Raw genomic sequence first — 25858 nt, forward strand, 5'->3', positions numbered from 1 at the left:
CTTACACCCGAACAAAAACACCACATATACAAATAAAATCAATAATTTAAATTAGAACCAATCTAACCACATTGATCTCGAACAACACCAACCTTCCCATATTCAAAAAAACAAAACAGCGTTTCACATTTTTTTATTTAGTTGGCCAAAAAAAATAACATCGATCACACTTATCGTTTAACTCTGTAGAATTTCATTATTTATCTGCGTTAAATGAATTTCATAAGCTAAAAACTAGAGTCAGAAAATGAATCATGGTTTAGCGAAAAATAACTAACGAGGACGAGAAAATGTATGAAAGTCGTAAGCTAGGATTGGCGTACCTGTCTCCCTACATCATAGGGTTGATTGTGTTTACTGCCTTTCCTTTTGTTTCGTCATTTTTGATGAGCTTTACCGATTATGACTTGATGACCGCACCCAAATTTGTCGGTATCGAGAACTATCGTTATATGCTCACAGAGGACGATTTATTCTGGAAATCAATGAGCGTCACCTTCGCGTACGTTTTCTTGACCATTCCAGTCAAATTAGCGTTTGCGCTGTTTATTGCCTTTATCTTGAACTTCAAGCTCAAGGGCATCGGCTTTTTCCGCACCGCTTACTATATTCCGTCGATTCTCGGCAGCAGCATTGCGATCGCCGTTCTGTGGCGTGCTCTGTTTGCCATCGATGGTGTGTTAAACGGCATGCTGGGCTTTATTGGCATCGACCCGGTCAACTGGCTTGGCGAACCCTCTTTTGCTCTGTTCTCGATCACACTACTGCGAGCGTGGCAGTTCGGGTCAGCGATGGTGATCTTTCTCGCGGCTCTGCAGAACGTGCCGCAATCTCAGTATGAAGCGGCGTTGATTGACGGCGCCAGCAAGTGGCAAATGTTCATGAAAGTGACCGTGCCATTGATCACGCCTGTGATTTTCTTCAACTTCATCATGCAAACCACGCAGGCCTTCCAGGAGTTCACGGCACCTTACGTCGTCACTGGCGGCGGCCCGATGAAGTCGACGTATCTGATCTCACTCTACATCTACGAAACCGCGTTTAAGTTCTTCGACATGGGCTACGGCAGCGCGCTGGCTTGGTCGCTGTTTATTGTGGTGGCGATTTTCACCGCCATCACATTTCGTTCATCAAAATACTGGGTATTTTATTCCGGTGACAAGGGAGGCAAATAACCATGTCTACAACCATCACTGCTCAAAACGAGGCCAGCGAAATCCGAGCCAGTAATGTCGAGAACGAACGCACACTGCGCCGTGAAAAAATCAACGCTACCATTCGCTACACCGTGTTGATCATCGTCGGCATTATGATGCTTTACCCCTTGCTGTGGATGTTCTCCGCCGCCATGAAACCCAACCATGAAATCTTCTCTTCCATGAGCCTGATTCCCAGCGAATGGAGCCTGGAAGGATTCATCAACGGTTGGAAAACCGGTACCGAGTTCACCTTCGCCCACTACATCATGAACACCTTCTTGTATGTGCTGCCAAAAGTGTTCTTTACCGTTGTTTCCTCAACCATCGTCGCCTACGCCTTCGCCCGCTTTGATATTCCGTGGAAGAAGTTCTGGTTCGCAACCTTGATCGCCACCATTTTGCTGCCTCAGTCAGTACTACTGATTCCTCAGTACTTAATGTTCCGTGAAATGGGTCTGCTGGACAGCTACTTACCGCTGTACCTGCCGCTGGCTTTCGCCACTCAAGGCTTCTTCGTCTTTATGTTGGTGCAGTTCCTGCGCGGCGTTCCAACGGACATGGAAGAAGCGGCGATGATTGACGGCTGCAACTCTTTCCAGGTGTTGTGGTACGTCGTGGTTCCGGTGATTCGCCCGGCCATTATCTCGGTGGCGCTGTTCCAGTTCATGTGGTCGGTGAACGACTTCCTTGGCCCATTGATCTACGTATCGAGCGTCGAGAAGTATCCGATTGCCCTGGCTCTGAAAATGTCTATCGACGTCACTGAAGGCGCGCGATGGAACGAGATTCTGGCCATGGCATCGATCGCCATCATCCCATCGATCATCGTGTTCTTCATGTCTCAGAAATATTTCGTGGAAGGCGTGACCAGCAGCGGCATTAAAGGCTGATTTTGGAATTAAACAAGTTTTGGAGTTAAAACAATGGCTGAAGTCAAATTCAACAAACTGGAAAAAGTCTATTCCAACGGATTCAAAGCCGTACACGGCATCGATCTGACCATTCGTGACGGAGAGTTTCTGGTGATCGTCGGCCCGTCGGGCTGTGCCAAATCCACCACCCTGCGCATGCTGGCCGGTCTGGAGAACATCACCGGTGGCGAAGTCACCATCGGCAACAAGATTGTCAACAACCTGCCACCGAAAAATCGCGGCATCGCGATGGTGTTTCAGAACTACGCGCTTTACCCGCACATGACAGTGCGCGAAAACCTAGGCTTCGGTCTCAAACTGCAAAAGCTGCCGAAGACAGAAATCGACCAACGTGTAAATGAAGCCGCTAAGATCCTGGAGATCGAAGAGCTGCTTGAACGTCTGCCGCGCCAGTTGTCTGGTGGTCAGGCGCAACGTGTGGCGGTGGGCCGCGCTATCGTGAAAAAGCCGGACGTCTTCCTGTTCGACGAACCGCTTTCTAACCTCGATGCCAAACTTCGTGCCTCGATGCGCGTACGCATTTCGGATCTGCACAAGCACCTGAAAGCGGAAAACCGTCCCGCGACCGCGGTGTACGTCACGCACGATCAAACCGAAGCCATGACCATGGGCGATCGCATCTGCGTCATGAAACTCGGTGAAATAATGCAAGTCGACACGCCGGAAGAGCTGTACAACAACCCGGTCAATATGTTCGTCGCCGGCTTCATCGGTGCACCAGAAATGAACCTGCGCGACGTCACGCTGGATGACATCGACGGCGAGTTAGTGGTATCGCTGGAAGGTCAACACCTCACTCTGCCTGCGGACAAAGCCGCCAGCATCCAAGCCACTGGTTATCACAAAACTGTACTCGGCATTCGCCCGGACAACATCACGCTGGCGCTGACCGACGATATTCCGGAAGGAGTACAGGCGCTGACCGGCGATGTGATTCGCATGGAAAACATGGGCCACGAAGTATTTGTTTACTTCCGTGTCGGTAAAGAAGAGTTCACTGCTCGTGTGCCGATCGACGATGTGAAGGCCAAGCTCAACATGGAATTGAAACGCGGTGTGACCTTCATGGTGGACATGAACAAAGCACACATTTTCGATAAAGAAACCGAAAAGAACATCTCGCTAAAAAAATAAAATAGCTTGGAGGCTAACCCTATGAACATGAAGAGAACACTGCTATCAACGCTGACTGCGCTCGCGCTCAGTGGCATGGCTGCCAATGCCTACGCGCAAACTGAACTGCGTATGTCCTGGTGGGGTGGCAATACCCGCCACCAGGCGACCTTGAAAGCGCTGGAAAAATTCCACGAAAAATACCCGGATATCGTCGTCAAAGGGGAGTACACCGGTTGGGATGGTCACTTGTCGCGCCTGACCACGCAAATTGCAGGTAACACTGAGCCGGATGTGATGCAAACCAACTGGAACTGGCTGCCCATCTTCTCCCGCGATGGCGGCGGTTTTTACGACATGAACCAGAATAAAGATGCGTTGCAGGTGGCTCAGTTCCCGCAGCAGGCCATCAACATGACCACCGTCGACGGCAAGATCAACGGCCTGCCGGTGAGCATGACCTCTCGCGTGTTCTACTACAACAAGGACATCTGGGCGAAAGCGGGGGTGGGCTATCCGAAAACCTGGGATGAGCTGATGAAAGCGGGTCAGGCATTCAAACAAAACCTCGGCGACGGCTACTACCCACTGGTGATTGAAGCACGTGATGTGTTCGCGATGAACCGCTCGCTGTTCATTCAGAAGCATGGCAAAGACATCATCAGCCACGACACCAACCTGCTGGCATTCAGCGACAAAGAGATGACCGAATTCTTCCAGCTTTATGTGGATCAGGTTAAAAACCACGTGTTCCCGTCGACCAAAGAGTTCGCTTCTTACGGCAAGGGTAACCTGTACGAAATGCGTCCTTGGATTGACGGCCGTTTTGGTGGCCTCTACATGTGGGATACCGCGGTTGAGAAATACGTTGACAACCTGCAGCCACCAATGTCGCTGGAACTAGGTCCCTACCCAATGGAAAACAATGCGGTAGAAGCTGGTCTGCTGGCTCGCCCATCGATGATGTTCTCTATCGGCCGCAACACCAAACATCCGCAAGAAGCGGCGAAACTGGTGAACTTCCTGCTCAACGATCCTGACGGTATTGAAGCACTGGGGCTGACACGCGGCATTCCAATGAGTCAGTCGGGGCTGTCGACGCTGCAACAAAGCGGCCACATCGACCCAAGCAGCCTGTCGTACCTTGGTTATGAGCAGGCCAAAGCGCTGCCTCAGAAAATCATGCCAACCACCTACACCGACAACGCACAGTTGATGGAACTATTCAGCGAGGAGATGCAGCATCTCGACTATGGCCAGTCCAGCGTCGAAGAAGCCGCCAAAAACTTCCTGCGCCGCGGTAACCGTGTATTGAAACGTATGAACTAAGCGTTCACGTGGTATCAGCACCCCTTGTCAGGGGTGCTTTTGCAGTTTGTGGCGCAGACGTTTTGAGTCGCCATGGGTAAGTCGCTCACATTGCAAAGGCCACTTACCCTTGTTCGATTTGTTCGAATGCATTATCCGTTGCTACTGCGCGGATCTTCTTATCTCCGAAAACTAAAATGGAGTGGCACTATGGTTTTCACCCGACATTCGCATCTCCCGTTACTGATGGATTACTATCAGCGCCTGTTGCAACTGGCGACCTCTCCTACCTCGCCGCTGCTGGCCGATGGAATTGATATCCACACCTTACAACCGGTGCACTGGACATACCCGGATGGCCAGCGCGTGCCGATGAGCAATTTCGCCAGCCAGCAGAATTTTCTGCGTGGCCTGACCGCACTCAGCACCCTCACTCAAGACCCTGGCTTTGAACAGCAGGCACGCCATATCACAGCGTATTTTTTCAATCATTATGTCGATGATGCCAGCGGCCTGTTTCACTGGGGCGGCCATCGGTTTATTCATTGGCAGAACGGCAATATTGAAGGCCCGGCCAGCAAAGAATGCGTGCACGAACTCAAACACCATTTCCCGTTCTATGCCTTTTTACACCAGGTCAATCCGGCGAAAACCGAAACTTTTCTCAAGGGGTTCTGGGCTGCACACGTCTCCGATTGGGAAAAGCTCGACCTCAGCCGTCACGGAGAATATGGTCAGCACTTTGATCCTGAGCTATTTACCCGCCACCAGCCGCAGCCGGTGGTTGACCCAGCGCTCTGGCCTGCACTGCCCGAAACGGTTGGTCTGACGTTTGTTAACGCCGCTACCGATCTTATCTACGCCGCCAGTCATTATTTCCACTACACGCAGGATGAACATGCCAAGCGTTGGGCAAAGCATCTTTATCAGCAGTTTGTTCTGGCGCGTCACCCGCAAACGGGCATGCCGGTGTATCAGTTTTCTTCGCCATTGCAACGCCAGCCGATCCCGGACGACGACACCCTGACCTACTCCTGGTTTGGCGATCGGGCAAAACGCCAGTTCGGCCCGGAATTTGGCGAGATTGCCCGTGAAGCCAATGTGCTGTTTCGCGACAGCTGGCCCGTGGTGGTTGATAATCCGCTGGCCATCCTCGAATGTGCTAAGCTGCTGGATGAGCCGCAGATGCGTCAAGGGGCGATTGACGGCATCACGGCATACTTTGCCCATGCCTGGGATGAGACCCACAACCAAATGATTCCGATGTGGAACAGCGGCGAAGACATGACTGGCTATACGTTTGTGCGCGACGGTTACTATGGCGATAAAGGCACAACGTTGGCCAGACAGCCGACCGATCCTGCCTATCTGCTAACGCTGATCCGCGCCAGTCTGCAAAGTGAAGACGCCACGCTGCGTGATCTCACCGTGCGTATGTGGAAACGTTTCGGTTTGGGAGAACTCGATACCACCACCTTGCATGCAACACATGTGGCTGAGCAGACTACGCTGACGTCGGCTTATCTGCTCATGGCAATCCTTGAACTGCACGCCGCCAATCACGATGAAAGATTGCTGCGTTTAGCCGACGATATCGCAGAAAATTTGCTGTGCCAGCACTATCATGCCGGCTTCTTCTTGCCCGGACCGCTGCATCGTTATGTTCGACTTGATGATCCGCTGCCTTACGCGTTGCTGGCTCTTGAAGCGGCGCATCAGGGTATGTATGCCGATATTCCCGTGATGATTTCCAAAGGTGGCTACCTGCACGGTGAGCGCCTGGTAGGCGATGCCATCAAAACGGTGTACGACCACGACGTCATTTACAATCAGACCTCAGCGGCCTGAATGCTGTTCTCTTATTATTGATGGAAGTGGATTTTGTCTGACCGTTTTTCTTCAGAAACAGAGCTGGTTACCAGGCCAGACTCCGAACCGCCTTGCTCCCAATCGCCAGCACGCCGCTGGTGTGTGCGCTATCGTCACCGCGTATTAATTCAGCGCAGTATTCTGCCTTTTACCTGGCCGATTCTGGTTGAGTTAATCTGCGTGGTGTTGATGGGGATCGTCAGCACCATTCTGGTCAGCCGGATTGGTAAAGATGCCACCGCCGCGGTGGGGATCACCGACAGCGTGACCTACATTATTCTGTCACTGCTCACGGCAATCGCGCTCGGCGGCTCGGTATTGATTGCTCAGGCCTTTGGTCGCCGGGATCGGCAAAAAGCGCTGTTTGGTGCCAGTCAGGTGATGAACCTCGGCGTGTTGGTCAGCGTCGTCTGCTGCGTGGCAATGTTTCTGTTTGCCAGGCCTATTCTGGCGGTGGTGGCCTACGGCGCAGAGCCAGAGGTGATAGCGCTTGCCGATCAATACCTCAAGATGATTGCGCTGAGCTATCCGGCACTGGCGATCACGCTCTCGGGCAGCGGCATTTTGCGCGCCGTAGGCAATTCGCGCTCGCCCGCAACGACCAATATACTGATGAACATCCTCAATATCATTATCAGCTACCCGTTGATTTACGGTATCGACGCGCTGCACTGGAGTGGCTTAGGAATGCTCGGCGCCGGGATTGGCATCAGTGCGGCTCGCTGGATTGGGGCGGGAATGATTCTGTTTGTGCTCACTCACAACGGATCGCTACGCGTGCCGGCAAATGAGTTTCTCAAACCGTTCAGCCGTCCAATCCTCAGAGAAATCTTGGTCATCGGCGTGCCTGCCAGCGTCGAGTCGCTGATGTTTAATATTGGCAAACTCATTACGCAAATCATGGTTGCAGGCATGGGAACGATTGTCATGGCGGGTAACGTGGTCACTTTTTCCGTCCTGCTGTTTGTCAATATCCCCGGTAATGCGTTGGCTATGGCTGCGACCGTGTTGATTAGCAAACGTCTTGGTCAGAACCAGACCCGCACCGCGCGGTTGGAAATGCAACTGATCCTCTGGTTGGCGAGCGCAGCGCTGATCGTGCTGGGCATTATGACCGTACCGTTTGCCCACCCAATTGGCGCCATTTACACCGATGACCCAGCGGTGATTGACGTTGTGGTCAATCTTATCTATCTCAATGCGTTGATGATGCCGATTTGGGCGGCGTCATTTGTATTACCTGCTGCGTTTAAGGGTGCCAAAGACGTGAAGTACAGCATGTGGACGGCAATCCTCAGTATGTGGGGATGTCGGATTGTGCTCGGCTATCTGCTGGGTATTTATGCGCAGATGGGCATCTACGGGATCTGGCTTGGTATGTTTGCCGACTGGTGGCTACGCGGCACCCTCTATTTATATCGTATGATCAGCCGTCGCTGGCTCAATGTCTATCTCACCAGTCGGGATAACTGAGATCGTTCTAAGCTGACGGCGCCTCGAGACGCCGTCACTTTTTAATCGCTTTCGCACACCAACGCATACGACTTCGCGTATTCTTAACAAAGAACTGAGGTTACCGAAGCCGCTATGACTCACTTCCATTTCACTTGTCCTGCTTTATTTTGATCACTTCTGATTATCGTAGAACGGTTAGTTTTTCAGTCAGTTAATCGCGACAAAGCCTTGCAGCATAAGCTCTAATCCAATATGGATGCGCGCTGACTACGGCAAGAAATTGGGACGGTCTGTTTATGATTCAGATCACTAAATCATTAAAAATATAAAAAATGAACCATTGTTTCGATTTTTATCACATACCATTTCAATTAACCCTCATATAATCATTGAAAATTAAAACAGCGTTTCGAGGTTTAACATGCAATACGATTATCTTGTCATTGCAGGCTACTTTGCCCTGATGGTGGCAATCAGCTTGCTGTTCAAAAAGATGGCCAGCAGCAGTACCAGTGATTACTTCCGCGGGGGCGGTAAAATGCTCTGGTGGATGGTGGGTGCGACCGCCTTTATGACTCAATTTTCCGCCTGGACATTCACCGGTGCTGCCGGTAAAGCGTTCAGCGATGGTTTCGCCGTCCTCGCGGTCTTTATCGGTAACATGGTGGCGTATGTATTCGCTTACTTCTACTTTGCTCGTCGCTTCCGTCAGATGCGAGTCGATACACCAACCGAAGGCGTGAAACGTCGTTTTGGTGGCGTCAACGAGCAGTTCTTCACTTGGGTGATCATCCCTCTGAGCGTGATCAACGCCGGTGTATGGCTCAACGGCCTGGGGGTGTTTGCCTCGGCCGTATTTGATGCTGACATCGTGACCACCATTTGGGTTACCGGCCTGGCTGTACTGGCAATTTCATTGCTGAGCGGCGCTTGGGGTGTAGTGGCTTCTGACTTTATTCAGACTCTGGTCGTAGCGGTTATCTCTGTCGCATGTGCACTGGTTGCTCTTTACGTGGTGGGCGGTCCGAGCGAAATTGTTAATAATTTCCCTGGTGGCTTCATTATGGGCCCCGATATGAACTATCCACTACTGCTAGTGTGTACCTTTATCTTCTTTGTAGTGAAACAGCTGCAAAGTATCAACAACATGCAGGAATCTTACCGCTTCCTAAATGCAAAAGACTCGAAAAATGCCAGCAAAGCTGCCCTGTTGGCGCTGGGTATGATGGTGGTTGGCGCGGTGATTTGGTTCATTCCACCTTGGGCGTCTGCCATCCTTTACCCTGATGCGGCGACTCAGTATTCGCAACTGGGCGCGAAAGCGGGCGATGCGGTTTACCTGGTGTTTGCACGTGAAACCATGCCTCTTGGCACCGTGGGACTGCTTATGGCCGGTCTGTTCGCCGCCACCATGTCCTCGATGGATTCAGCACTGAACCGTAACTCAGGCATCTTCGTTCGCAGCTTCTATGCTCCCGTCATGCGTAAAGGTCAGGCAACCGACAAAGAGCAGTTGCGCGCAGGTCAAATCGCGTGTCTGGTGAACGGTCTGCTGGTTATTTTCATGGCGCAGTTCTTCAACTCACTGAAACATCTGAGCCTATTTGATCTAATGATGCAAGTTGCGACGCTACTGCAATCACCGATTCTGGTGCCGCTGTTCCTGGGGATCCTGATTCGCAAGACGCCAAAATGGACACCATGGGCCACCGTGGTATTCGGTATGCTGGTCTCGTGGTCTGTAGTGGAATTCTTCACCCCGGCGAACGTGGCAAGCTGGTTTGGTATCGATGATCTGACTCGTCGCGAAGCCGGTGAAATGCGCACCATCATCACCATTGCGGCACACCTATTCCTGACCGCGGGTTTCTTCTGCCTGACCACGCTCTTTTACAAAGAAGAGAACGACCCATACAAAGTGCAAACGGCCGAGTTCTTCAAAGATGTGGACACGGAATGTGTTGCTGAAGAAGGTCAGGACATTGTAGACCGTATGCAACGCAACAAGCTGGGTACTCTGGTGATGTTCATGGCGGCGGGTCTGTCACTGATGATTCTGATACCGAATCCAATCTGGGGAAGACTGCTGTTCCTGGGTTGTGCGGCGGTGATTGCTTTCGTCGGCTACGCTCTCAAGCGCAGCGCCGGGCTGGACACCGTAGTAGTAAAAAGTGTGATTTCTTCTAACTGATTCAATTGAACGTTTACTGCCAATCCTCGTCGGTTGGCAGTGCCATTTACGGAGATTATTTATGGCTAAAGGTGATGTAATTCAGCTGGCATTCGAATCATTCATCGACAGCGACACCCAAGTAAAAGTGACTCGTCTGACTCCAACGGACGTGATCTGTCATCGTAACTACTTCTATCAAAAGTGTTTTACCAATGACGGCAGCAAACTGCTATTCGCTGGTGACTTTGACGGAGCCCGTAACTACTACCTGGCCGATCTGAACACACAGCAGGCCAAACAGCTTACGGAAGGCAAAGGCGACAATACCTTCGGCGGATTCATCTCTAACGATGACCGTTCTTTCTTCTATGTCAAAAATGAACTGAACCTGATGAAAGTGGACCTCGAAACACTTGAAGAACAGGTCATCTACACTGTCGATGACAAGTGGAAAGGTTACGGTACTTGGGTGGCGAACTCCGAATGCACCAAACTGGTCGGTATCGAAATCCTCAAACATGACTGGCAGCCACTCACCTCATGGGAAAAGTTTGCTGAGTTCTACCACACCAAACCCACCTGCCGCCTGATTAAAGTCGATATTCAATCCGGTGAATTTGAGGTAGTCCATCAGGACAACGCATGGCTGGGTCACCCGATTTACCGTCCATTCGATGATTCGACCATAGGCTTCTGCCATGAAGGTCCGCACGATTTGGTAGACGCCCGCATGTGGTTGGTGAACGAAAACGGCAGCAATGTGCGTAAAATCAAAGAACATGCGCCGGGTGAATCGTGTACCCACGAATTCTGGATTCCGGATGGCAGCGCCATGGTCTATGTTTCTTACTTTAAAGGCATGACCGAGCGCGTGATTTACAAAGCCAACCCGGAGACGCTGGAAAACGAAGAGGTAATGGTCATGCCGCCATGTTCACACCTAATGAGCAACTTTGATGGCTCTCTGATGGTGGGTGACGGCTGTGATGCGCCAGTAGACGTGGCCGATGCCGAAAGCTACGACATCGAAAATGATCCGTTCCTGTACATTCTCAATACCAACACCAAGCACTACGCGAAGCTGGCAAAACACAGCACATCGTGGGATGTACTCGATGGTGATCGTCAAATCACTCATCCTCACCCATCTTTCGCACCGGGTGATACGGGCGTACTGTTTACCAGCGATTTTGAGGGTGTGCCGGCCATTTACATCGCCGATATTACGGCTGAACTAGGTTAAATCCCCTCTATGCTGCGCTAAGCCTTCCTTCACTGCGAAGGCTTTTTACCCAGCCAGAATACTGCGCGAAGCTCTTGGCGGGTTTACACTTCTAACTCGCGTCAATGATAAAACATAACGGAGTCAGGAATGATCATCACCACAACCCCTCAGATCGAAGGCAAGCGGATCGTCCGCTATTGCGGCGTCATCGCCGGTGAAGCCATTATGGGTGCAAACATTTTTAAAGATATGTTTGCGGGCATTCGCGACATCGTCGGCGGCCGTTCAGCAACGTATGAGCATGAATTACAAAAAGCGCGCACCATTGCACTGCAGGAGCTGGAAGCCCGCGCTGCAGAGCTCGGTGCCAATGCGGTGGTCGGTATCGACCTCGATTACGAAACGTTCGGTAAAACCAATGGCATGCTGATGGTGTCCGTCAGCGGCACAGCCGTACTGGTGGAATAATCGGGTAATTACCGACTCTCTTTATTGACTCGGCAGGGTATTAATACCAAAAAACGTTTTTTCCTGCTCGCTCTCTACAGATAGATAAAAGCTAGGTCCACTGACAGACTTGACTTTGATAATAAACGTGAATGGGAACCACGCTGTTTGGATTTATAGCAAGCTGCATATTCAACCCAAAGATTACGGTTCACCGCCCTGCGGGTTAAAGCAATTTAGCGCAACGTGCATAAATCGTTTATGCCCACCCCTTAAATAGCTGACATAGATATTTCAGATCTGACCAGTTCATTATTTATGCCAATACCAATCCAAAGATTTTAACGTTAAATGCTCTGAATTTAATCTATTTGAAATAATAGCCTTAATATATCTAAACTGGATGAGTGAATTATTAAACATATTAGTATTTTCAATATATTTTTTGATAGAGGAAACGTTTTCTTATATCTATAGCGAGTAAGCTGGGTGATAGCTCAACTGCGATCCATTGCTTTAATTAATTATAACAATAGGATCTGTTAAGCCTTAATAAAAATTACACTTTTATCAACATAAAATCTTATAGGGAACCAAATGAAAACTCTACATCATTATCCAAGGTGTAAGATAGCTTTAGCCTTATCTTTCGCTGCGTTGAGTGCTTCTGCATTTGCTGAAAACTGCTCCACCACACCAACTTCTGGTGGCACATACTATTTCATTAATAAAGGTTCTGGACAAGCGCTCGATGTTAATACCACTGATACCAGTACCGTACCTAATGTAATGAGTTACGAATATTGGGGAGGCACTAATCAACAGTTCGTATTGACTAAGCAAAGTGATAACTACTGGGAAATTAAATCTATTTATAACAGTAAGTTGTTAGAAGTGTTAAACGCTTCCACTTCGAATGGTGCTAACGTGGATACATACAGTGATTGGGATGGCGATAATCAACGTTGGGAGTTAAAGGTTCAATCAGGTGGTGGGTTTAAAATCGTCAACAAGAATTCTCAGCATTCCCTCACAGTTGCTGGCTCAAGCAATGGTTCAAACGTTTACCAAAATGAAGATGCATCACTCAGTTCGCAACGTTGGTATATCAATCCGGTATCTGGTAGCTGTGGTGATTCATCAAGTTCCAGCGGTTCGTCATCCCCGGATACTTCCAGTTCCTCCGCAGCGCCCACGGCGGATGCGGCAAGAATGGCCGGTGCCAACAGTGAACCACTGACTAATGGTTATCCATCGTTCATAACCAGTGTCAAGTCAGATGCAACCGTCGTTTCAACCCTAGCCGGTGTTGTTGACGCGATTAATAATGCCAGTGCTGGTGATGTTATCTATATTCGCGAAGGTACCTATTATCCTTCCGATACTATCAAGATCCAAAATAGTGGCACTTCGACCAAAGCGATTGTACTGAGTGTATACCCGGGTGATGATCGACCTGTATTTGACTTCTCTGCAATGTCCGAAAGTAGCAGCAACCGTGGTTTTCAGGTCAGTGCTAACTACTGGCACATCTATGGCTTTGATATTACCAAAGCAGGCGATAATGGTATGTATTTGACTGGCTCGCACAATACCATTGAGTTCATGGAGTTTTATGAAAACTCAGATACGGGTCTGCAAATCAGTAGCGGGGGAGCTTATAACTTCATCAAAAACTCCGACTCTTATTACAATGCGGACTCATCACTTGAAAATGCGGATGGATTTGCCGCCAAGTTAACGGTCGGTACCGGAAACTACTTCTACGGTTGTCGAGCATGGAACAATCTTGACGATGGCTTTGATGGCTATCTACGTGACAATGGTAGTAGCGTTACAACAACCTTGGAATACACCTGGATGATTCGCAATGGGTATCAGAAAAACGGCGTGGCGGGCTCAGGTGATGGCAACGGTTTTAAAACCGGCGGAAGTGACGACAAAAATTTAGCTCACAATGGCCTTTATATCAATACCATTTCGGCAGGCAATACCGCAGATGGATACGACCAAAACAGTAACCGAGGTACGGTCACGATCTATAATGCGATTGCCTATAATAATGCACGTAACTTTGGTTTAGGCGATGGTAGCTCTCGAGAGCTGAAGAAGCTCACGCTCAACAACAGTGTGTCTTTAGGTGGCGGTAGCAGCGATAAATTTGGCGCCAGCTCAACCAGCATCAAAAACAACAGCTGGCAGAACAGCTTGTCATTTTCTTCATCTGATTTCGAAAGTGTTGATATAAATAACTTACTTGCCGCTCGTCAGAGTGATGGTAGTTTACCTGTGGTTAAATTCTTCCACCTCAAATCTGGCAGTAAGCTTATTGACGCAGGTACCGATGTTGGGCTGGATTACAATGGTAACGCACCTGATTTAGGTTCTTTTGAATCAGAATAAACGCATGTTCTAATCGCTAATCCTCAACATTTCTAGTTTATCCGGGTGTCTCAGATACCCGGATTTTTTGTTTACTAACCCTAATGTTGAAAAACAATATAGCGTGATTAGTTTTAATGGCATCTCTATAGCTTAATCGTAATCGGCGTCACTTCATTCCAAACTGAGGCAGACAATACTTATGTCGGCTCGGGCTATCATGTCCGATACAACACCTTAATCACGTGCCAACCAAACTTGGTCTTGACCAGTTGCGGAGTGAGCACTTCGCCTTTAAAACACGCTTTATCAAACTGCGGCACCATTTGGCCCTGGCGAAATTCACCCAGATCACCGCCGCGTTTGCCCGAAGGGCACTGGGAATATTTCTTCGCCAGAGTCTGAAACTTGGCGCCTTTTTTCAGCTGCTGCATAATATCGTCAGCTTGTTCTTTGTGTTTTACCAGAATATGCAACGCTGCTGCCGTTCTTGCCATAACTTTTACCTCACCCGAAAAAGTTGCCTAGTCTAGCGGAACTCCGCACCCGATGCACTCGGCATTGTTTCATTTACATCGTGAAAACATTTTTCAAACAACTGTTCGATTGTTCTCGAACTGGCACTCCGTCTGCACTAAAAAAACCGCGTTACCGTTGCCGATGCGCTATTTTCAGTTAGTATAGAGTGAATAACGATTAATTAAGATACTAGTTATGGCTAAAACTCCCAGTAAGGCAAATCAGTCGCAGGGCATGCTGATGTTCACGCTGAATATGCAAAAACAGCTGTTCGCGATTGGAACATTAAAAGTACGCGAAATTATTCCTTTTATGCCGATGACTCAGATTCCCTACTCACATCACCATGTGGTTGGTACTGTTACCTTCCGCAACACCACCGTGCCGGTGATTGATATGGCAGCGGCGATCGGTTTTCGCCCGATCCACCCGGATGAATATGAAAAAAGCTATCTGATCGTCACTGACTGCCTGCGTACTGTCGTGGCATTTATGGTGCGCGGGATTGAAAAGATCATCGAATGTGACTGGCGCAGTATTGAGCCATCTCCGCCGTCAGCCGGGCGCAATGTTTTCGTGACAGGTATTACCCGCTACGAGCAGAAAATCGTTCAGATGCTGGATGTCGAACTGCTGCTGTCTAAAATTTACCCGCAGTATGAATCCACTAAAGTGCCGATGCTGACCGATGTGGAACGTGAGCGACTCAAAGCCCTCAATATCATGCTGGTGGATGACTCATCTATCGCACGTAAACAGCTGGCGGATGCGCTGGATCGTATCAATATCCCTTACCAGATCTGTAAAAACGGTCTCGAAGCGATTGATATGATGCGCAGACTGGCTGCAGACCATCAGGCGATTGATATCCTGGTCAGCGACATTGAAATGCCGGGACTGGATGGCTACGAGTTGGCATTTGAGGTACAAAACGACGCTCACCTCAGCCATGCCTACTGCATCTTGCACACCTCACTGTCGAGTGAAATCTGTGTCGATCGTGCCCATCAGGTCGGCGCACATGAAGCATTAGAGAAATTTAACGCCACCGAACTGATTGAAGCTATGCTGCGCGGTGCCAAAAAACTGAGCCAGCCCGCGCTCTCTTCCAGCCACTGATCACGCCTTGCCTTGCGGCCACAAACGCTGCAAGGCTTCGCGCTCCCCTTTCCTTAGTTTATTCACAACCAACTGGTAAGAACGCAGACACAGATCTTCGATCATTCCCGGCTCCACATCTCCCTGCAGCGCGACTGAAATCCAGTGACGCTTGTTCATATGGTAGCCCGGCCGAATCGCATTAAACTGGCTGGTGAGAATTTCACCGTCTTGAGGAGTGCATTTCAGGTTCACAAACCACTCCGAGGCCGATTCAAAAAACAGCACAAACATTTTGCCGCGAATTTTATACACCAGAGGCTCAGGACCAAAGGGATAGTCCGCCTGTACCTGCGGCAAGCTTTCGATAAATTCAATCAGCGTCTGCCTGGGTGTGTTTGTCAGCGCCATACGACTTACTCCTGCGCTTCGAAATCACTCAACCACTGTTTGAGTAACAGTGTCAGCGCCTGCTGCTGCTGCGGGCTCAACGACTGGGTTAACTGCTGTTGAATGTTGACATGTTCCTGCACCAAAGTATTAATTAATAACAATCCCTGCTCACTGAGTTTGACTTCAATACTGCGTCGATCCGCCGTGCTGTGTACGCGGGTGATCAGGCCTTTCTGATCCAGTTTATCCAGCCGGTTGGTCATCGCGCCTGAGGTAAGCATCATAGAAGAAAGCAGCTCTGACGGTGTCAACTGATAAGGGGCTCCGGATCGCAGCAACGTGGCGAGCACGTCAAATTCGCCCATTTTCAGACCATGCTGCTTGTGCAACTCGCCCACCGCTGCTTCAAGGTGCTTAATCAAACGCATCATGCGTCCCATGATACCCATAGGTAAAGTGTCTAACTGTGGCCGCTCTGCCTGCCACTGTGCAAGTACGCGATCAATCGCATCCATCGGGTTGTATTCTCCTTTATCGGCTTCGATAATTTACTTTAACATAAAGATACTTTACAAGAAGCATTCTGTGCGATAAATTTCACTTAAATATCTCAACATAAAGATACTTGATATGAACATTTTATTTGCCATGATTCCTGCCTTCCTGTGGGGAACCACCTACGCTGTCACTAAATCTACCTTGGCCGACTGGCCACCTTTGGCACTAGGAGCGTTGCGCGCACTGCCTGCCGGTCTGCTGCTGCTTGCTCTAAAACCAAGCTGGCCTGATAAGACAAGCTGGAAAACGCTGAGTATGGTTGGCCTGGTCAATATTGCCGCATTCTTCAGCCTGATCTTTGTCATGGCTTTAACGCTGCCATCAGCCATTTCGGGGGTTGGTATGGTGTCTGTCCCTGTCTTTGCCATGGGCTACCATTGGCTGGTCCGGCGTCAACGACCATCGCTGATTCAGTTGATGTGCGGTCTAGGCCTGGTGCTGCTCGCCTGGATGCTGTTTGATCCTAAAACCCTTAGCCTCAACCCGTTTGGTCTGATGGCCATGCTGGCAGCAATCATGTGCATCATTTTTGGTTCAACCCTGACCAAGGCACTGGGTGGACGCATTCACTGGTGGTCAGTGCTGACCTGGCAACTGATCATTGGCGGCCTGGCGCTGAGCGCGGCTGCATTGGTACACGCTTTGATTGAACCTCATGCCTATCTGGAGGCGCTACATCATTTTTCTGCCCGTAACGCTATCGGCATCCTATGGATAGTGCTGGCCAATACTGTTATCGGTTATGGTTTGTATGTGTGGCTACTGCAACGTATGTCGGTGGTCGATTTTACCTTTGGCGGTATCGCCAATCCGGTGGCCGGTATTGTGTGCGGGGGCTTGTTACTGAGTGAATTTTACCAACCGCAGCAATATGCCTTGATGGCCGGGATGATCGTCATGTCATTATTACCTCAGGTGATCGCGCTGCTGCGTCAGCGCCGCCCGTTAAAACTGGCTGCTCACTCATGAGCGGCCTAATTTGATTAGGTTTTGATCTGTATAGAAAAAAGGACTTAGCTAAAGCCTAGTCTGACTCATGGAACCTTACATATCATGCGTTTTTTAAAGCATTGCTGACCAAACTCAGCTATTATTTGCTAATCAAATGGTTATCGCCTAGTGACTTCCGATACATAATGACTGACGACGATTTCAAAAAATCCACGGCCAACCTCAAACAAGCCGTTCCACTGATGATCAAAAACCATGTTGCCGCGACGCCTGCCAACTACGCGCTCTGGTACACCTATGTTGATAACAGTATGCCTCAGTTGAACGAGGAGATGGACGCCATTCTGGCCAACTTCGATCTGTTCCCGCCAGCCACTGGTGAGCATCTCTACAAGACGCACATAGCGACCAGAGCCGAAACCAGCGTCAGTGAACTGCGCAACAATATCGAATTGCTGGCCAATGAAATCTGCTGCTCCATGTCAGACACCATGACGGACACCAGTGCATTTGAGGCCGCTATCGATAAAAGTCTGAATGACCTTGAACGGGTTGAGCATGAAGAGCTTTCCATCGAGGAAGTGATGATGATGATCCGTCAGTTTGTCAGTGAATCACACGATATCCGGCACTCGACCCGTTTCCTCAACAACCAGTTACAGAGTGCCAGTCAGGAAATATCACGCCTGAAAGCGCAGCTGGCGACGGTACAGCGCGATGCCCTGTTTGACAGCCTGTCTGGCCTGTATAACCGCCGAGCCTTTAATGATGATCTGGCCGCCCTAATGCATGGCCACCAGCCAATGAGCATTATTTTGCTCGACATCGATCATTTTAAAAGATTTAACGACGAATTTGGCCACCTGTTCGGCGACAATATCATACGCAGCCTGGGTAAACGTCTGCAGGCGAGTTGTCGGGAAGGTATCACTGCTTATCGTTTTGGCGGCGAAGAGTTTGCACTAATCCTGCCGAATAAATCATTGCGCAGCGCACGCCAGTTCGCCGACACGTTGCGCCGCTCAATTGAAAAACTCAAGGTACGCGATCGCCGCAATAATAACCAGGTTGGTAACATTACCGCCTCGTTCGGAGTTTCACAGCGTGATGACCTTGATAGCGCGCAGTCACTGCTCGATCGGGCCGACCAAATGCTGTACGACGCCAAGCACTTGGGACGTAACCGGGTGATGCCGATTTAAACAGGCACGTCAAGCAGCACACAACAGCTTTGCGAAACGCTGAGACAATAAAAAATCCACCGATTTAACCCGGTGGATTTTTTTATTGCTGAAGGCCTTACCCAAAGTAAACGCTTTGGCGATGAATCAAGTTACCTAATATCACTGTGCTATGTATCACTCTGATATAAGGCTCTGATTGATATCACTGCGCGACTTTTCACCGCAACGTTTTGCTATCACAGATTAAAGCAGTAGCTCAGGCAGTAGTCTTCTCCGCTTTTGGACGTGTATTCTTTATCCTCACTGCACGCCTGTGGTCTGCCACGCTCGTCTCCCTTAATAAGGCTTATCCAGTGACGCATCGCAGCGGTCGGTTCCGTCTCATCACACATCTGACAGAAGGTGGTACAGGTCTCAAGCTGGATATCGTCAATCTCTACCAACTCAACGCTGCCGGTGCCTTTCATGCAGCCCAGCAGCACTTCTACATGGCAGCCACTGCCATCACGCAGCAGGATTGAGCACGGATTGTCTTTTCCGCCAGTGTACGCCACAAAGTGTTTCGGATATTTCAGTCCACTGTGAGTACCGTCTTTGAAATAGGCCAGTACGTGACTGTAATCAATCATGTAGCTGGTCACATCTTGGTGTGAGCCATTTTCCAGCGGAAACAGGCGATCGAGCAGCTGTTTGGCTTTGGCTTGTTTTTCACACTGCTTATCAGCGCTGATCGTCTCGACGGCGAAGACAGCTTCAGCGATAAATGGTTTCGGTTGTTGTTGGATTTCTGTTTTATCGAATGTCAGCATATTCATCGTCTTTCCCTCATGGATAACCAAAAATGTTTCGTCCTGTGCATTCACATTAAGCTGGTTAAGTATTTTTGTTTTCCAGTTTGTGACTTGCTTATTTTGTAGATTAGCGGATTTTTTACTACAATTTCACAACAAAAATTTTACAATGTGAATTTTACAAAATGGCCGTGTCAAAAAGCTTAGTCAGACAGTCTCATTTTCTCGGGACTAAAGTCAGAAACCTGAGAAAACGCAATCACTTAACAATGGAGGATCTCTCCGCACGCTGTATTCGGGTTAATCCGGAGTACGCGCCATCCGTCTCCTACCTGTCGATGATTGAACGGGGCAAACGGGTACCAAGTGTGGAAATGCTCGAGGTGATCGCCAATGTATTTCAAAAAGATCCGGCCTGGTTTCTCGATGACGAGCCGGAGCAGGCCGATATCACCCCGGACAAAGGTAACCGGGGCGGGATCAGCGGCATGGCTCTGGAGCCAAGCTTCTTGTTTTCGAACGACATTTTGCAGATCGCCATACCGGAAATGCTGTCACAAACCGGCATTACCGGTCGCCAGTTTGCTCATCTGCTGATCCGAGCCCACCAGGAAAGCCTGCAGAACCATTTTCCCGATTTGGAACGTGCTGCTGAAGAGGTCGGTCTTAAACGTCTGAACCTGGCGGTGGAAGATCTGTTCGATATCGCCAAAAGCCTGGGACTGAATATTCGCTGGGTACAGCGTACACCTCGTGACGTGGTGGACGAGCTTGGGGTGAGTGCCAAACAGCTTATCACCTCATTTTTTGAACCTCCCGGCACCATTTATCTCAATGAAATCCTGCGCCAGCATCCGACCCGGCTTAAATATGATCTGGCGGTCTACATTGGTCACAATGTCCTGCACAGCAAAGACGGCCTGAAAAGCGTACTCACTGTCGGTCATACGCAGGGCTGGGAAGAGCAAGACAGCCAGCCCACTTCAGAGCTTAACTCGCAGGATATTCTGCAGGCGTGGCGAGACTTTGAATCGAGCTTTTTTGCCGGTGCCCTGCTGTGTCCTAAAGTTCCCTTCCGCCAACTACTCGACCGCAATGGCTATGAAATTGATGTGCACCTCAAAGCCGGTGTATCACCGTCGGTCGCGATGCGCCGTATGACGGTCGTTTCACCCTACCCTTACTGGCACTATTTCGATGCTTACGGAGCAGGAAAGCTCAAAGCGGTTTATCGTGGTAATGGTATCCCTCTGCCCTGGGGCAATATGCGTAAAGTTAACGACCCCTGTCAGCACTGGGCGGTTTTCCGTCGCCTCTCTGAGCCTCAACCGGACAGCTCCGCACAGATCTCGATTCTCAACGTTGGGGACGAACCGCGTATTTACTGCTGTGAATCGATCAACATGACCGATCCTGCCGGCAATAACCGGGTGTTGTGCGCAGGTATCGATCTTAACCCGGCCATTGCAGCGCAAGGTGGAGATGCACTGGCCATCGCAGAAGAGCTGAAAGCGTCTTGCGTCAGTCACGGCGGGAGTACTGTGATTCCGGGCGCAATTAAGAAAGATTTACTCACTATCGCAAAAATTCTTAATATTAACTGGATTGAACGTGGGATTGAAAATGAAGCCCGCTTGATTTGCTCACGTGGTGCAGTCTGTCCGCGTCAACCAAGCTGCTATGCAAAATGCGATGGAGAAGAGTAAAAGTCACACAACATCCGGCCAACTAAGATATTAATGTAAAAAGTTAATTGCCGGAAAAAGAGCAAAAAAAAAGCCAATCGCAATAAAGGCGGTTGGCTATATATAGATGTGAACAAGATGGTTCACTAACAACGTCAGTTGGCTAGGTGACCCTCGGCTTAAAAGGGTCACTGTATATAAAGCACATAGCGTGCCAACTTATAAAATGCTTTAAATACGGGGTTACCGGTGAAAAATAGAACGATTTCATTACAACTGATGTCATAATACAATTGCGATTTGCAATTACTTGCATTTTGCAACACCAATAAGCAATCTAACACTAAGCATGCCAACTCATAAAACCGCTCGGTAATCTAACGTAACAAGCAGCGCACGGACACCCATTCGTTTACCTGAGGTCAGAGTCATCGCGCTTATCTCCTGTTACTGTGAACGAGCCGCCCCGTTATAGTGGGCGTTATGAGACTACAACAATTAGAATAAACAAATCAGTCGTTAAATCCACACTTAAATTGTTATTTTGGTTGTATAAATTATGGAAAAAGAGACATCAGGATTATTTGATAACAGCCCACAATGGATCGATATTGCAGATGGACGTTTGCTGTGGGTAGAACATTTTCTGCCTCAAGCAGAGGCGGACGAGATTCAGTCCGTGCTGACGCGTGAACTCGCTTGGCAGCAGGAGTCGATCACTCTGTTTGGTAAGAGGGTTATTCAGCCACGCCTGCAAGCCTGGTATGGTGACCAAAGCTATACATATTCCGGACTGACTATGGCGCCCACCCCCTGGACTCCAACCCTGAATACGCTGCGCCAACAGTGTGAACTGGCCGCACATTCATCATTTAATTCAGTGCTGGCCAACTTGTATCGCGACGGACAAGACTCTATGGGCTGGCATCAGGACAACGAACCGGAACTGGGCCATCAGCCTGTGATTGCCTCGTTGTCATTCGGTGAAACCCGTCGTTTTGTGTTAAAACATCTGCACAGCAAAGAGAAATTTGAGCTGCTACTGGGGCACGGCTCACTGCTGGTGATGGCAGGCCCTACCCAGCACTACTGGCAGCATTGTGTACCAAAAACCGCAAAGCCCAGAGAGCCGCGTATCAATCTGACTTTTCGGTATATTTACCCTTAGAAGAGTTAATATTGCTGTGTTTTTACACAAGCCTGACGTCAGTTTCACTTCACATTAGGACTATCTTCTATGCTTAGTTGTTATGAATGGTCATTTTCAGGCTTACTATGTTGCTACCTCGCTCCTACCTAATCAGCTTACTTTCTGCAGCACTGCTGATGCCTCAACCGGCACTTGCCGCGTCAATGGCTCAGGCAGACAGCGCCAAAGAGAATAATAGCGCATCGGTTGACAATTATGCTTACACCGCCGATCTGATTCGAAATACCTTTGAAAGTCAGTTGTACACACTGCCCGCTTTTAAAGAAGGCCACTATGGTCTGAGAATGTATCGCCAGACGCTGGATGACAAATACGCTGCTGCGGTGTGGAGTGATATGGCCAGAGTAGCCAGTCAGCTCAACTATTTTGCGTCTGAAGTGAATTCGCCCGAGCAAATTTATCTCTATTCGCAACAAAAAGCTTGCCAACTACGGCAAAGACCCCTCGATTCGTTCCAAATTGCGTTACACCGTATCGAAACATACCCCGGAATATCTCTACCTTGGTCTTGATCTACTCGGCAGTATGGCGAGGGCCAATGAATATGGCCTCAAACACCGCTCCGATAAGCTATTTAGGAACATCATCCGTCGCTACGACTTCAGCAACTATGCCACGAATCCGGAAATGATCCGTGCCTGGGCAGCACAGTTGGCCAATCAGGTTTACTGGCTACGCCAATTGGGTGAGCAAGATGTGGTCGATAACTTTATCCAGGCGTTTCGCGCAACCTATCCAGATAATGAGGATGATGACCTGTCACCACAGCAATTTGAAAATAAATTGTATGGCATGACACACATTATTTTCGCCGCTTCGGAATACTATCAACACCTGGTCAGTGAACAGCAATATCAGTGGATATACGATTATCTGCGCGCCAATATCGACACCATATTGCAGCATGCCAAAGAAGATGTGATTGCCGAAGTAGGCATCAGTTTCTTATTAGCAGGACTGGACGATGATCCCGTGGTCGACAAGACCCGCCAGGCCATCGTTCAGGCAATGAATAAAGAAGCGGGCATGGTGCCTTCCGTCAGAGGAGGCACCAACCTTGCCCGGGGCGAACATCGTAATGTGCTGGCGATTATGCTGCTCGACTGGCAGGGCGTACATGAAGCGCCAACGTTCGCCCATCAGCCGGACATTTTTGCCGACTTGCCGTTCGGACTGGAACCGGCCAAAGTCGCTCCAAGCCCCACTCCGGCCATCCAATAAAAGCGCCCCAGACAAGTAACAACTTAAGCGGAATGCAGTTTGTGGGCGGTGGCCGCTTTCCACAACATTGGTAAGACATTAGTCATCATGGTCGCGACAACAATCAGCAGCAGTCCGAGATTCTGAACCGGGCTGTATTGCACATCGAAAAACACCACCTGCAGCACCGCAGAGAACAGCAGATTGGTAAAAATCAGCGGTGCCAACTGAGATCCGGACTCAGCCAGCCGATACGCCTTAGAACGAAAGATCTGCGTATTAATCACCAGCAGGGAAACCGCGAGCAACGAACCGACAATGACCAATAATTGCGGGTTCAAGGTCAATTGGCCTGCGGCTTGCCAGGGCACGAAGACGAGCATCGGCAGCAAAACAATCGATGCGATACCCAGACTCCACAGATTGATATCAACCGAACGCATGTTACTTTTCGATACCCGATACAGACACAGCTGAGAAGCCGCGTTAAGCACGCCAGCCAACAGGCCTGACATCAGCTCCGGACGCCATTCGACATGTCCGACACTGCCGGACAACATCACCACGCCAGTAAAAGTACTGACTAACCCAGCCAGCGTCGTCAAGGGCATGCGAACACCAAAAAAGAGCTTTTCTAACAACGGAATGAACAGCGGCCCGGTACTGAACAACACCACACTTTCAACCAGCGTCAAATGTTGCAACGAATAGATGAAACAGAGCTGACACGCCGCCAGGCACAATGCCCGCATCGCCAGCGGCTTGTACATACTGCGCGTTGGCAAACGCAATTGAGTCAACGCGAGAAACACCAGTAAAATCAGTGATGGGATGGCAAAACGCAGCACACTCAGCAGACTGAGTGGTAATACAGTAGTCAGGTACTTGGTCAGTAAACCTGTGATGGACAGGCTGGCGGTCGACGACAGCATAAACACCACAGGTAATAATTTGTTGGGCATGGAATTCTCCTTCATCTGGCGCTTATATTACGTCAGTGACAGCGGAAAAAATAACGAGTAATATTGACCAAACTTGTTAGAAAAACTTACACATGCGAAAACTACTGCCTCTTAAATCCCTGTACTCATTCATCGCTGTGGCAGAAACCGGCAGCATGACTGAAGCGGCACAGGTGCTCAATGTCAGCCACTCAGCAGTAAGCCAGGCGATTAAGTCACTGGAAAGCCAGCTTAATCAGCCGCTGTTTAACCGGGTCGGACGCAGTGTGATCCTCAATAGTGCCGGTAAAAAATATTACCGCCAGATAGCCCCGGCGCTGGAACAGATTGTCGATGCAACCGAGTCCATGCTGGTAAGTAATACCCCGAACCGCCTCACGCTCAACATGATTAACTCTCTGGCGCTGCATTGGTGGATCCCGCGCGTACCCAAATTCCAGCAGTTTGCGCCGGAAATTGATATTCGTATCTCGACCCTGACCGGTGCATTTTCACTCGAAGCTGAAGGTGTGGATGTGGCGTTGATCCACGGTATCAAAGAGGAATGGCAAGACTATTATTGTGAAAAGCTGGCGGATGATGAGCTCAGCCTGGTCGCACATCCGGAGTTAATTCAGGCACTGACCGACACCTGCACAGAGTCGGTCATTCAACATTACCCGGCCATTTTTGCCGCCAACACCCGGCGTCAGGACGACTGGAAAATATGGTGCAATGCCAATCAGGTTTGTCTGCCCAAACAGCATAAAAACCTGACGTTTACCACCTCGGCCCAGGCTGTACAGGCGACGATACGCAAACTGGGCGTTTTTGTTACCCACCGCCAGTTTGTGCGCGAAGAGATCGACCATGGTCTGCTGACCGAAATCGGCCAGGTCACTGTACATCCGAAGCAGGGGTTTTATTTTGCCTGCCAGAAAGACAAACTCACTCTTGAAAGCGTCATGTTGCTGCGTACCTGGCTGACACAGGAATTTTCATCGGCGTAATATGATTTGATTAAACTGCAGCAGAATGAGTTTTCAGCCACATCAGGTATCAGCGCCGGACATCCCCTCCCCTTAATATCTGTATTGCTATACGTAAATATCCTTAAATGTTCAAAGGTTGAATTAAGTCACATCCTTTTTTTCATACCTTGCTTCAGACAAAAAAATCTAATCTAGACTTTAATCGAGCGCGTTTACAATATAAGGATATGATA

Annotated in this window: 21 protein-coding genes and 1 pseudogene; 17 read left to right on the top strand and 5 right to left on the bottom strand. The window is 49.4% G+C overall.

Annotated elements, in window-relative coordinates; translation table 11 throughout:
* Positions 1 to 290: 290 nt before the first annotated feature.
* The 10 genes from KNV97_RS03655 to KNV97_RS03700 all read left to right on the top strand — a co-directional run bounded on the left by KNV97_RS03655 (position 291) and on the right by KNV97_RS03700 (position 14124).
* A complete protein-coding gene (locus tag KNV97_RS03655) occupies positions 291 to 1175 on the top strand; it encodes a carbohydrate ABC transporter permease (RefSeq protein ID WP_020328923.1) in 885 nt (294 codons plus the stop codon).
* Between the two features lie 2 nt (positions 1176 to 1177).
* On the top strand, positions 1178 to 2089 hold the full coding sequence (locus tag KNV97_RS03660; protein ID WP_218561548.1) for a carbohydrate ABC transporter permease: 912 nt from the start codon (positions 1178 to 1180) through the stop codon (positions 2087 to 2089).
* Between the two features lie 33 nt (positions 2090 to 2122).
* Positions 2123 to 3265, top strand: a complete 1143-nt coding sequence (locus KNV97_RS03665) for an ABC transporter ATP-binding protein (RefSeq protein WP_218561549.1) — start codon at positions 2123 to 2125, stop codon at positions 3263 to 3265.
* A gap of 21 nt (positions 3266 to 3286) precedes the next feature.
* Positions 3287 to 4573, top strand: a complete 1287-nt coding sequence (locus KNV97_RS03670; RefSeq protein WP_218561550.1) for an ABC transporter substrate-binding protein — start codon at positions 3287 to 3289, stop codon at positions 4571 to 4573.
* A 189-nt stretch (positions 4574 to 4762) separates the two neighbouring features.
* The gene (locus KNV97_RS03675; protein ID WP_218561551.1) at positions 4763 to 6400 is read left to right on the top strand and encodes a pectate lyase; all 1638 of its coding nucleotides are present in this window, start codon (positions 4763 to 4765) and stop codon (positions 6398 to 6400) included.
* Between the two features lie 33 nt (positions 6401 to 6433).
* Positions 6434 to 7894, top strand: a complete 1461-nt coding sequence (locus tag KNV97_RS03680) for an EmmdR/YeeO family multidrug/toxin efflux MATE transporter (RefSeq protein ID WP_256611394.1) — start codon at positions 6434 to 6436, stop codon at positions 7892 to 7894.
* 403 nt (positions 7895 to 8297) lie between these two features.
* Positions 8298 to 10067, top strand: coding sequence for a sodium:solute symporter family protein (locus KNV97_RS03685; protein WP_218561552.1), 1770 nt, complete (start codon positions 8298 to 8300; stop codon positions 10065 to 10067).
* Between the two features lie 61 nt (positions 10068 to 10128).
* A complete protein-coding gene (locus KNV97_RS03690) occupies positions 10129 to 11292 on the top strand; it encodes an oligogalacturonate lyase family protein (protein ID WP_218561553.1) in 1164 nt (387 codons plus the stop codon).
* 129 nt (positions 11293 to 11421) lie between these two features.
* Positions 11422 to 11742, top strand: coding sequence for a heavy metal-binding domain-containing protein (locus KNV97_RS03695; protein WP_218561554.1), 321 nt, complete (start codon positions 11422 to 11424; stop codon positions 11740 to 11742).
* A gap of 576 nt (positions 11743 to 12318) precedes the next feature.
* Positions 12319 to 14124, top strand: coding sequence for an RICIN domain-containing protein (locus KNV97_RS03700; protein WP_218561555.1), 1806 nt, complete (start codon positions 12319 to 12321; stop codon positions 14122 to 14124).
* 197 nt (positions 14125 to 14321) lie between these two features.
* Here the strand turns inward: KNV97_RS03700 and ppiC are convergent, their stop codons facing one another.
* Complete coding sequence (ppiC, locus tag KNV97_RS03705) at positions 14322 to 14600, bottom strand: peptidylprolyl isomerase PpiC (RefSeq protein ID WP_136483792.1); 279 nt, start codon at positions 14598 to 14600, stop codon at positions 14322 to 14324.
* Positions 14601 to 14817: 217 nt separating this feature from the next.
* On the opposite strand from ppiC, the gene KNV97_RS03710 reads away from it, so the two are divergent.
* A complete protein-coding gene (locus tag KNV97_RS03710) occupies positions 14818 to 15741 on the top strand; it encodes a chemotaxis protein (RefSeq protein WP_218561556.1) in 924 nt (307 codons plus the stop codon).
* Here KNV97_RS03710 and KNV97_RS03715 read toward each other — a convergent pair whose 3' ends face one another.
* Together KNV97_RS03715 and KNV97_RS03720 are read right to left on the bottom strand one after the other, a co-directional pair.
* Positions 15742 to 16131 (bottom strand): MmcQ/YjbR family DNA-binding protein, encoded by a 390-nt coding sequence (locus KNV97_RS03715; protein WP_136483790.1) that lies wholly within the window; start codon positions 16129 to 16131, stop codon positions 15742 to 15744.
* 5 nt (positions 16132 to 16136) lie between these two features.
* Entirely contained in the window at positions 16137 to 16628 is a 492-nt protein-coding gene (locus tag KNV97_RS03720) for a MarR family winged helix-turn-helix transcriptional regulator (RefSeq protein ID WP_136483789.1), read from the bottom strand.
* A 115-nt stretch (positions 16629 to 16743) separates the two neighbouring features.
* On the opposite strand from KNV97_RS03720, the gene KNV97_RS03725 reads away from it, so the two are divergent.
* Positions 16744 to 17640, top strand: coding sequence for a DMT family transporter (locus KNV97_RS03725; protein WP_218561557.1), 897 nt, complete (start codon positions 16744 to 16746; stop codon positions 17638 to 17640).
* A gap of 167 nt (positions 17641 to 17807) precedes the next feature.
* Entirely contained in the window at positions 17808 to 18824 is a 1017-nt protein-coding gene (locus tag KNV97_RS03730; RefSeq protein ID WP_136483787.1) for a GGDEF domain-containing protein, read from the top strand.
* 218 nt (positions 18825 to 19042) lie between these two features.
* Here KNV97_RS03730 and KNV97_RS03735 read toward each other — a convergent pair whose 3' ends face one another.
* Complete coding sequence (locus KNV97_RS03735; RefSeq protein WP_218561558.1) at positions 19043 to 19621, bottom strand: aldolase/citrate lyase/malate synthase family protein; 579 nt, start codon at positions 19619 to 19621, stop codon at positions 19043 to 19045.
* A gap of 161 nt (positions 19622 to 19782) precedes the next feature.
* On the opposite strand from KNV97_RS03735, the gene KNV97_RS03740 reads away from it, so the two are divergent.
* The 3 genes and pseudogenes from KNV97_RS03740 to KNV97_RS03750 all read left to right on the top strand — a co-directional run bounded on the left by KNV97_RS03740 (position 19783) and on the right by KNV97_RS03750 (position 23713).
* The gene (locus KNV97_RS03740) at positions 19783 to 21303 is read left to right on the top strand and encodes a DUF3612 domain-containing protein (RefSeq protein ID WP_136483785.1); all 1521 of its coding nucleotides are present in this window, start codon (positions 19783 to 19785) and stop codon (positions 21301 to 21303) included.
* Between the two features lie 538 nt (positions 21304 to 21841).
* Entirely contained in the window at positions 21842 to 22450 is a 609-nt protein-coding gene (locus KNV97_RS03745) for an alpha-ketoglutarate-dependent dioxygenase AlkB family protein (RefSeq protein ID WP_218561559.1), read from the top strand.
* A 107-nt stretch (positions 22451 to 22557) separates the two neighbouring features.
* Positions 22558 to 23713: pseudogene (locus tag KNV97_RS03750) on the top strand (DUF3541 domain-containing protein).
* A gap of 23 nt (positions 23714 to 23736) precedes the next feature.
* Here the strand turns inward: KNV97_RS03750 and KNV97_RS03755 are convergent.
* The gene (locus KNV97_RS03755) at positions 23737 to 24654 is read right to left on the bottom strand and encodes a DMT family transporter (RefSeq protein ID WP_136483782.1); all 918 of its coding nucleotides are present in this window, start codon (positions 24652 to 24654) and stop codon (positions 23737 to 23739) included.
* Positions 24655 to 24746: 92 nt separating this feature from the next.
* Between KNV97_RS03755 and KNV97_RS03760 the strand changes: the two genes are divergently transcribed.
* Positions 24747 to 25643, top strand: coding sequence for a LysR substrate-binding domain-containing protein (locus tag KNV97_RS03760; RefSeq protein WP_136483781.1), 897 nt, complete (start codon positions 24747 to 24749; stop codon positions 25641 to 25643).
* Positions 25644 to 25858 lie beyond the last annotated feature (215 nt).

Source organism: Vibrio ostreae (assembly GCF_019226825.1).
GTDB lineage: Bacteria > Pseudomonadota > Gammaproteobacteria > Enterobacterales > Vibrionaceae > Vibrio > Vibrio ostreae.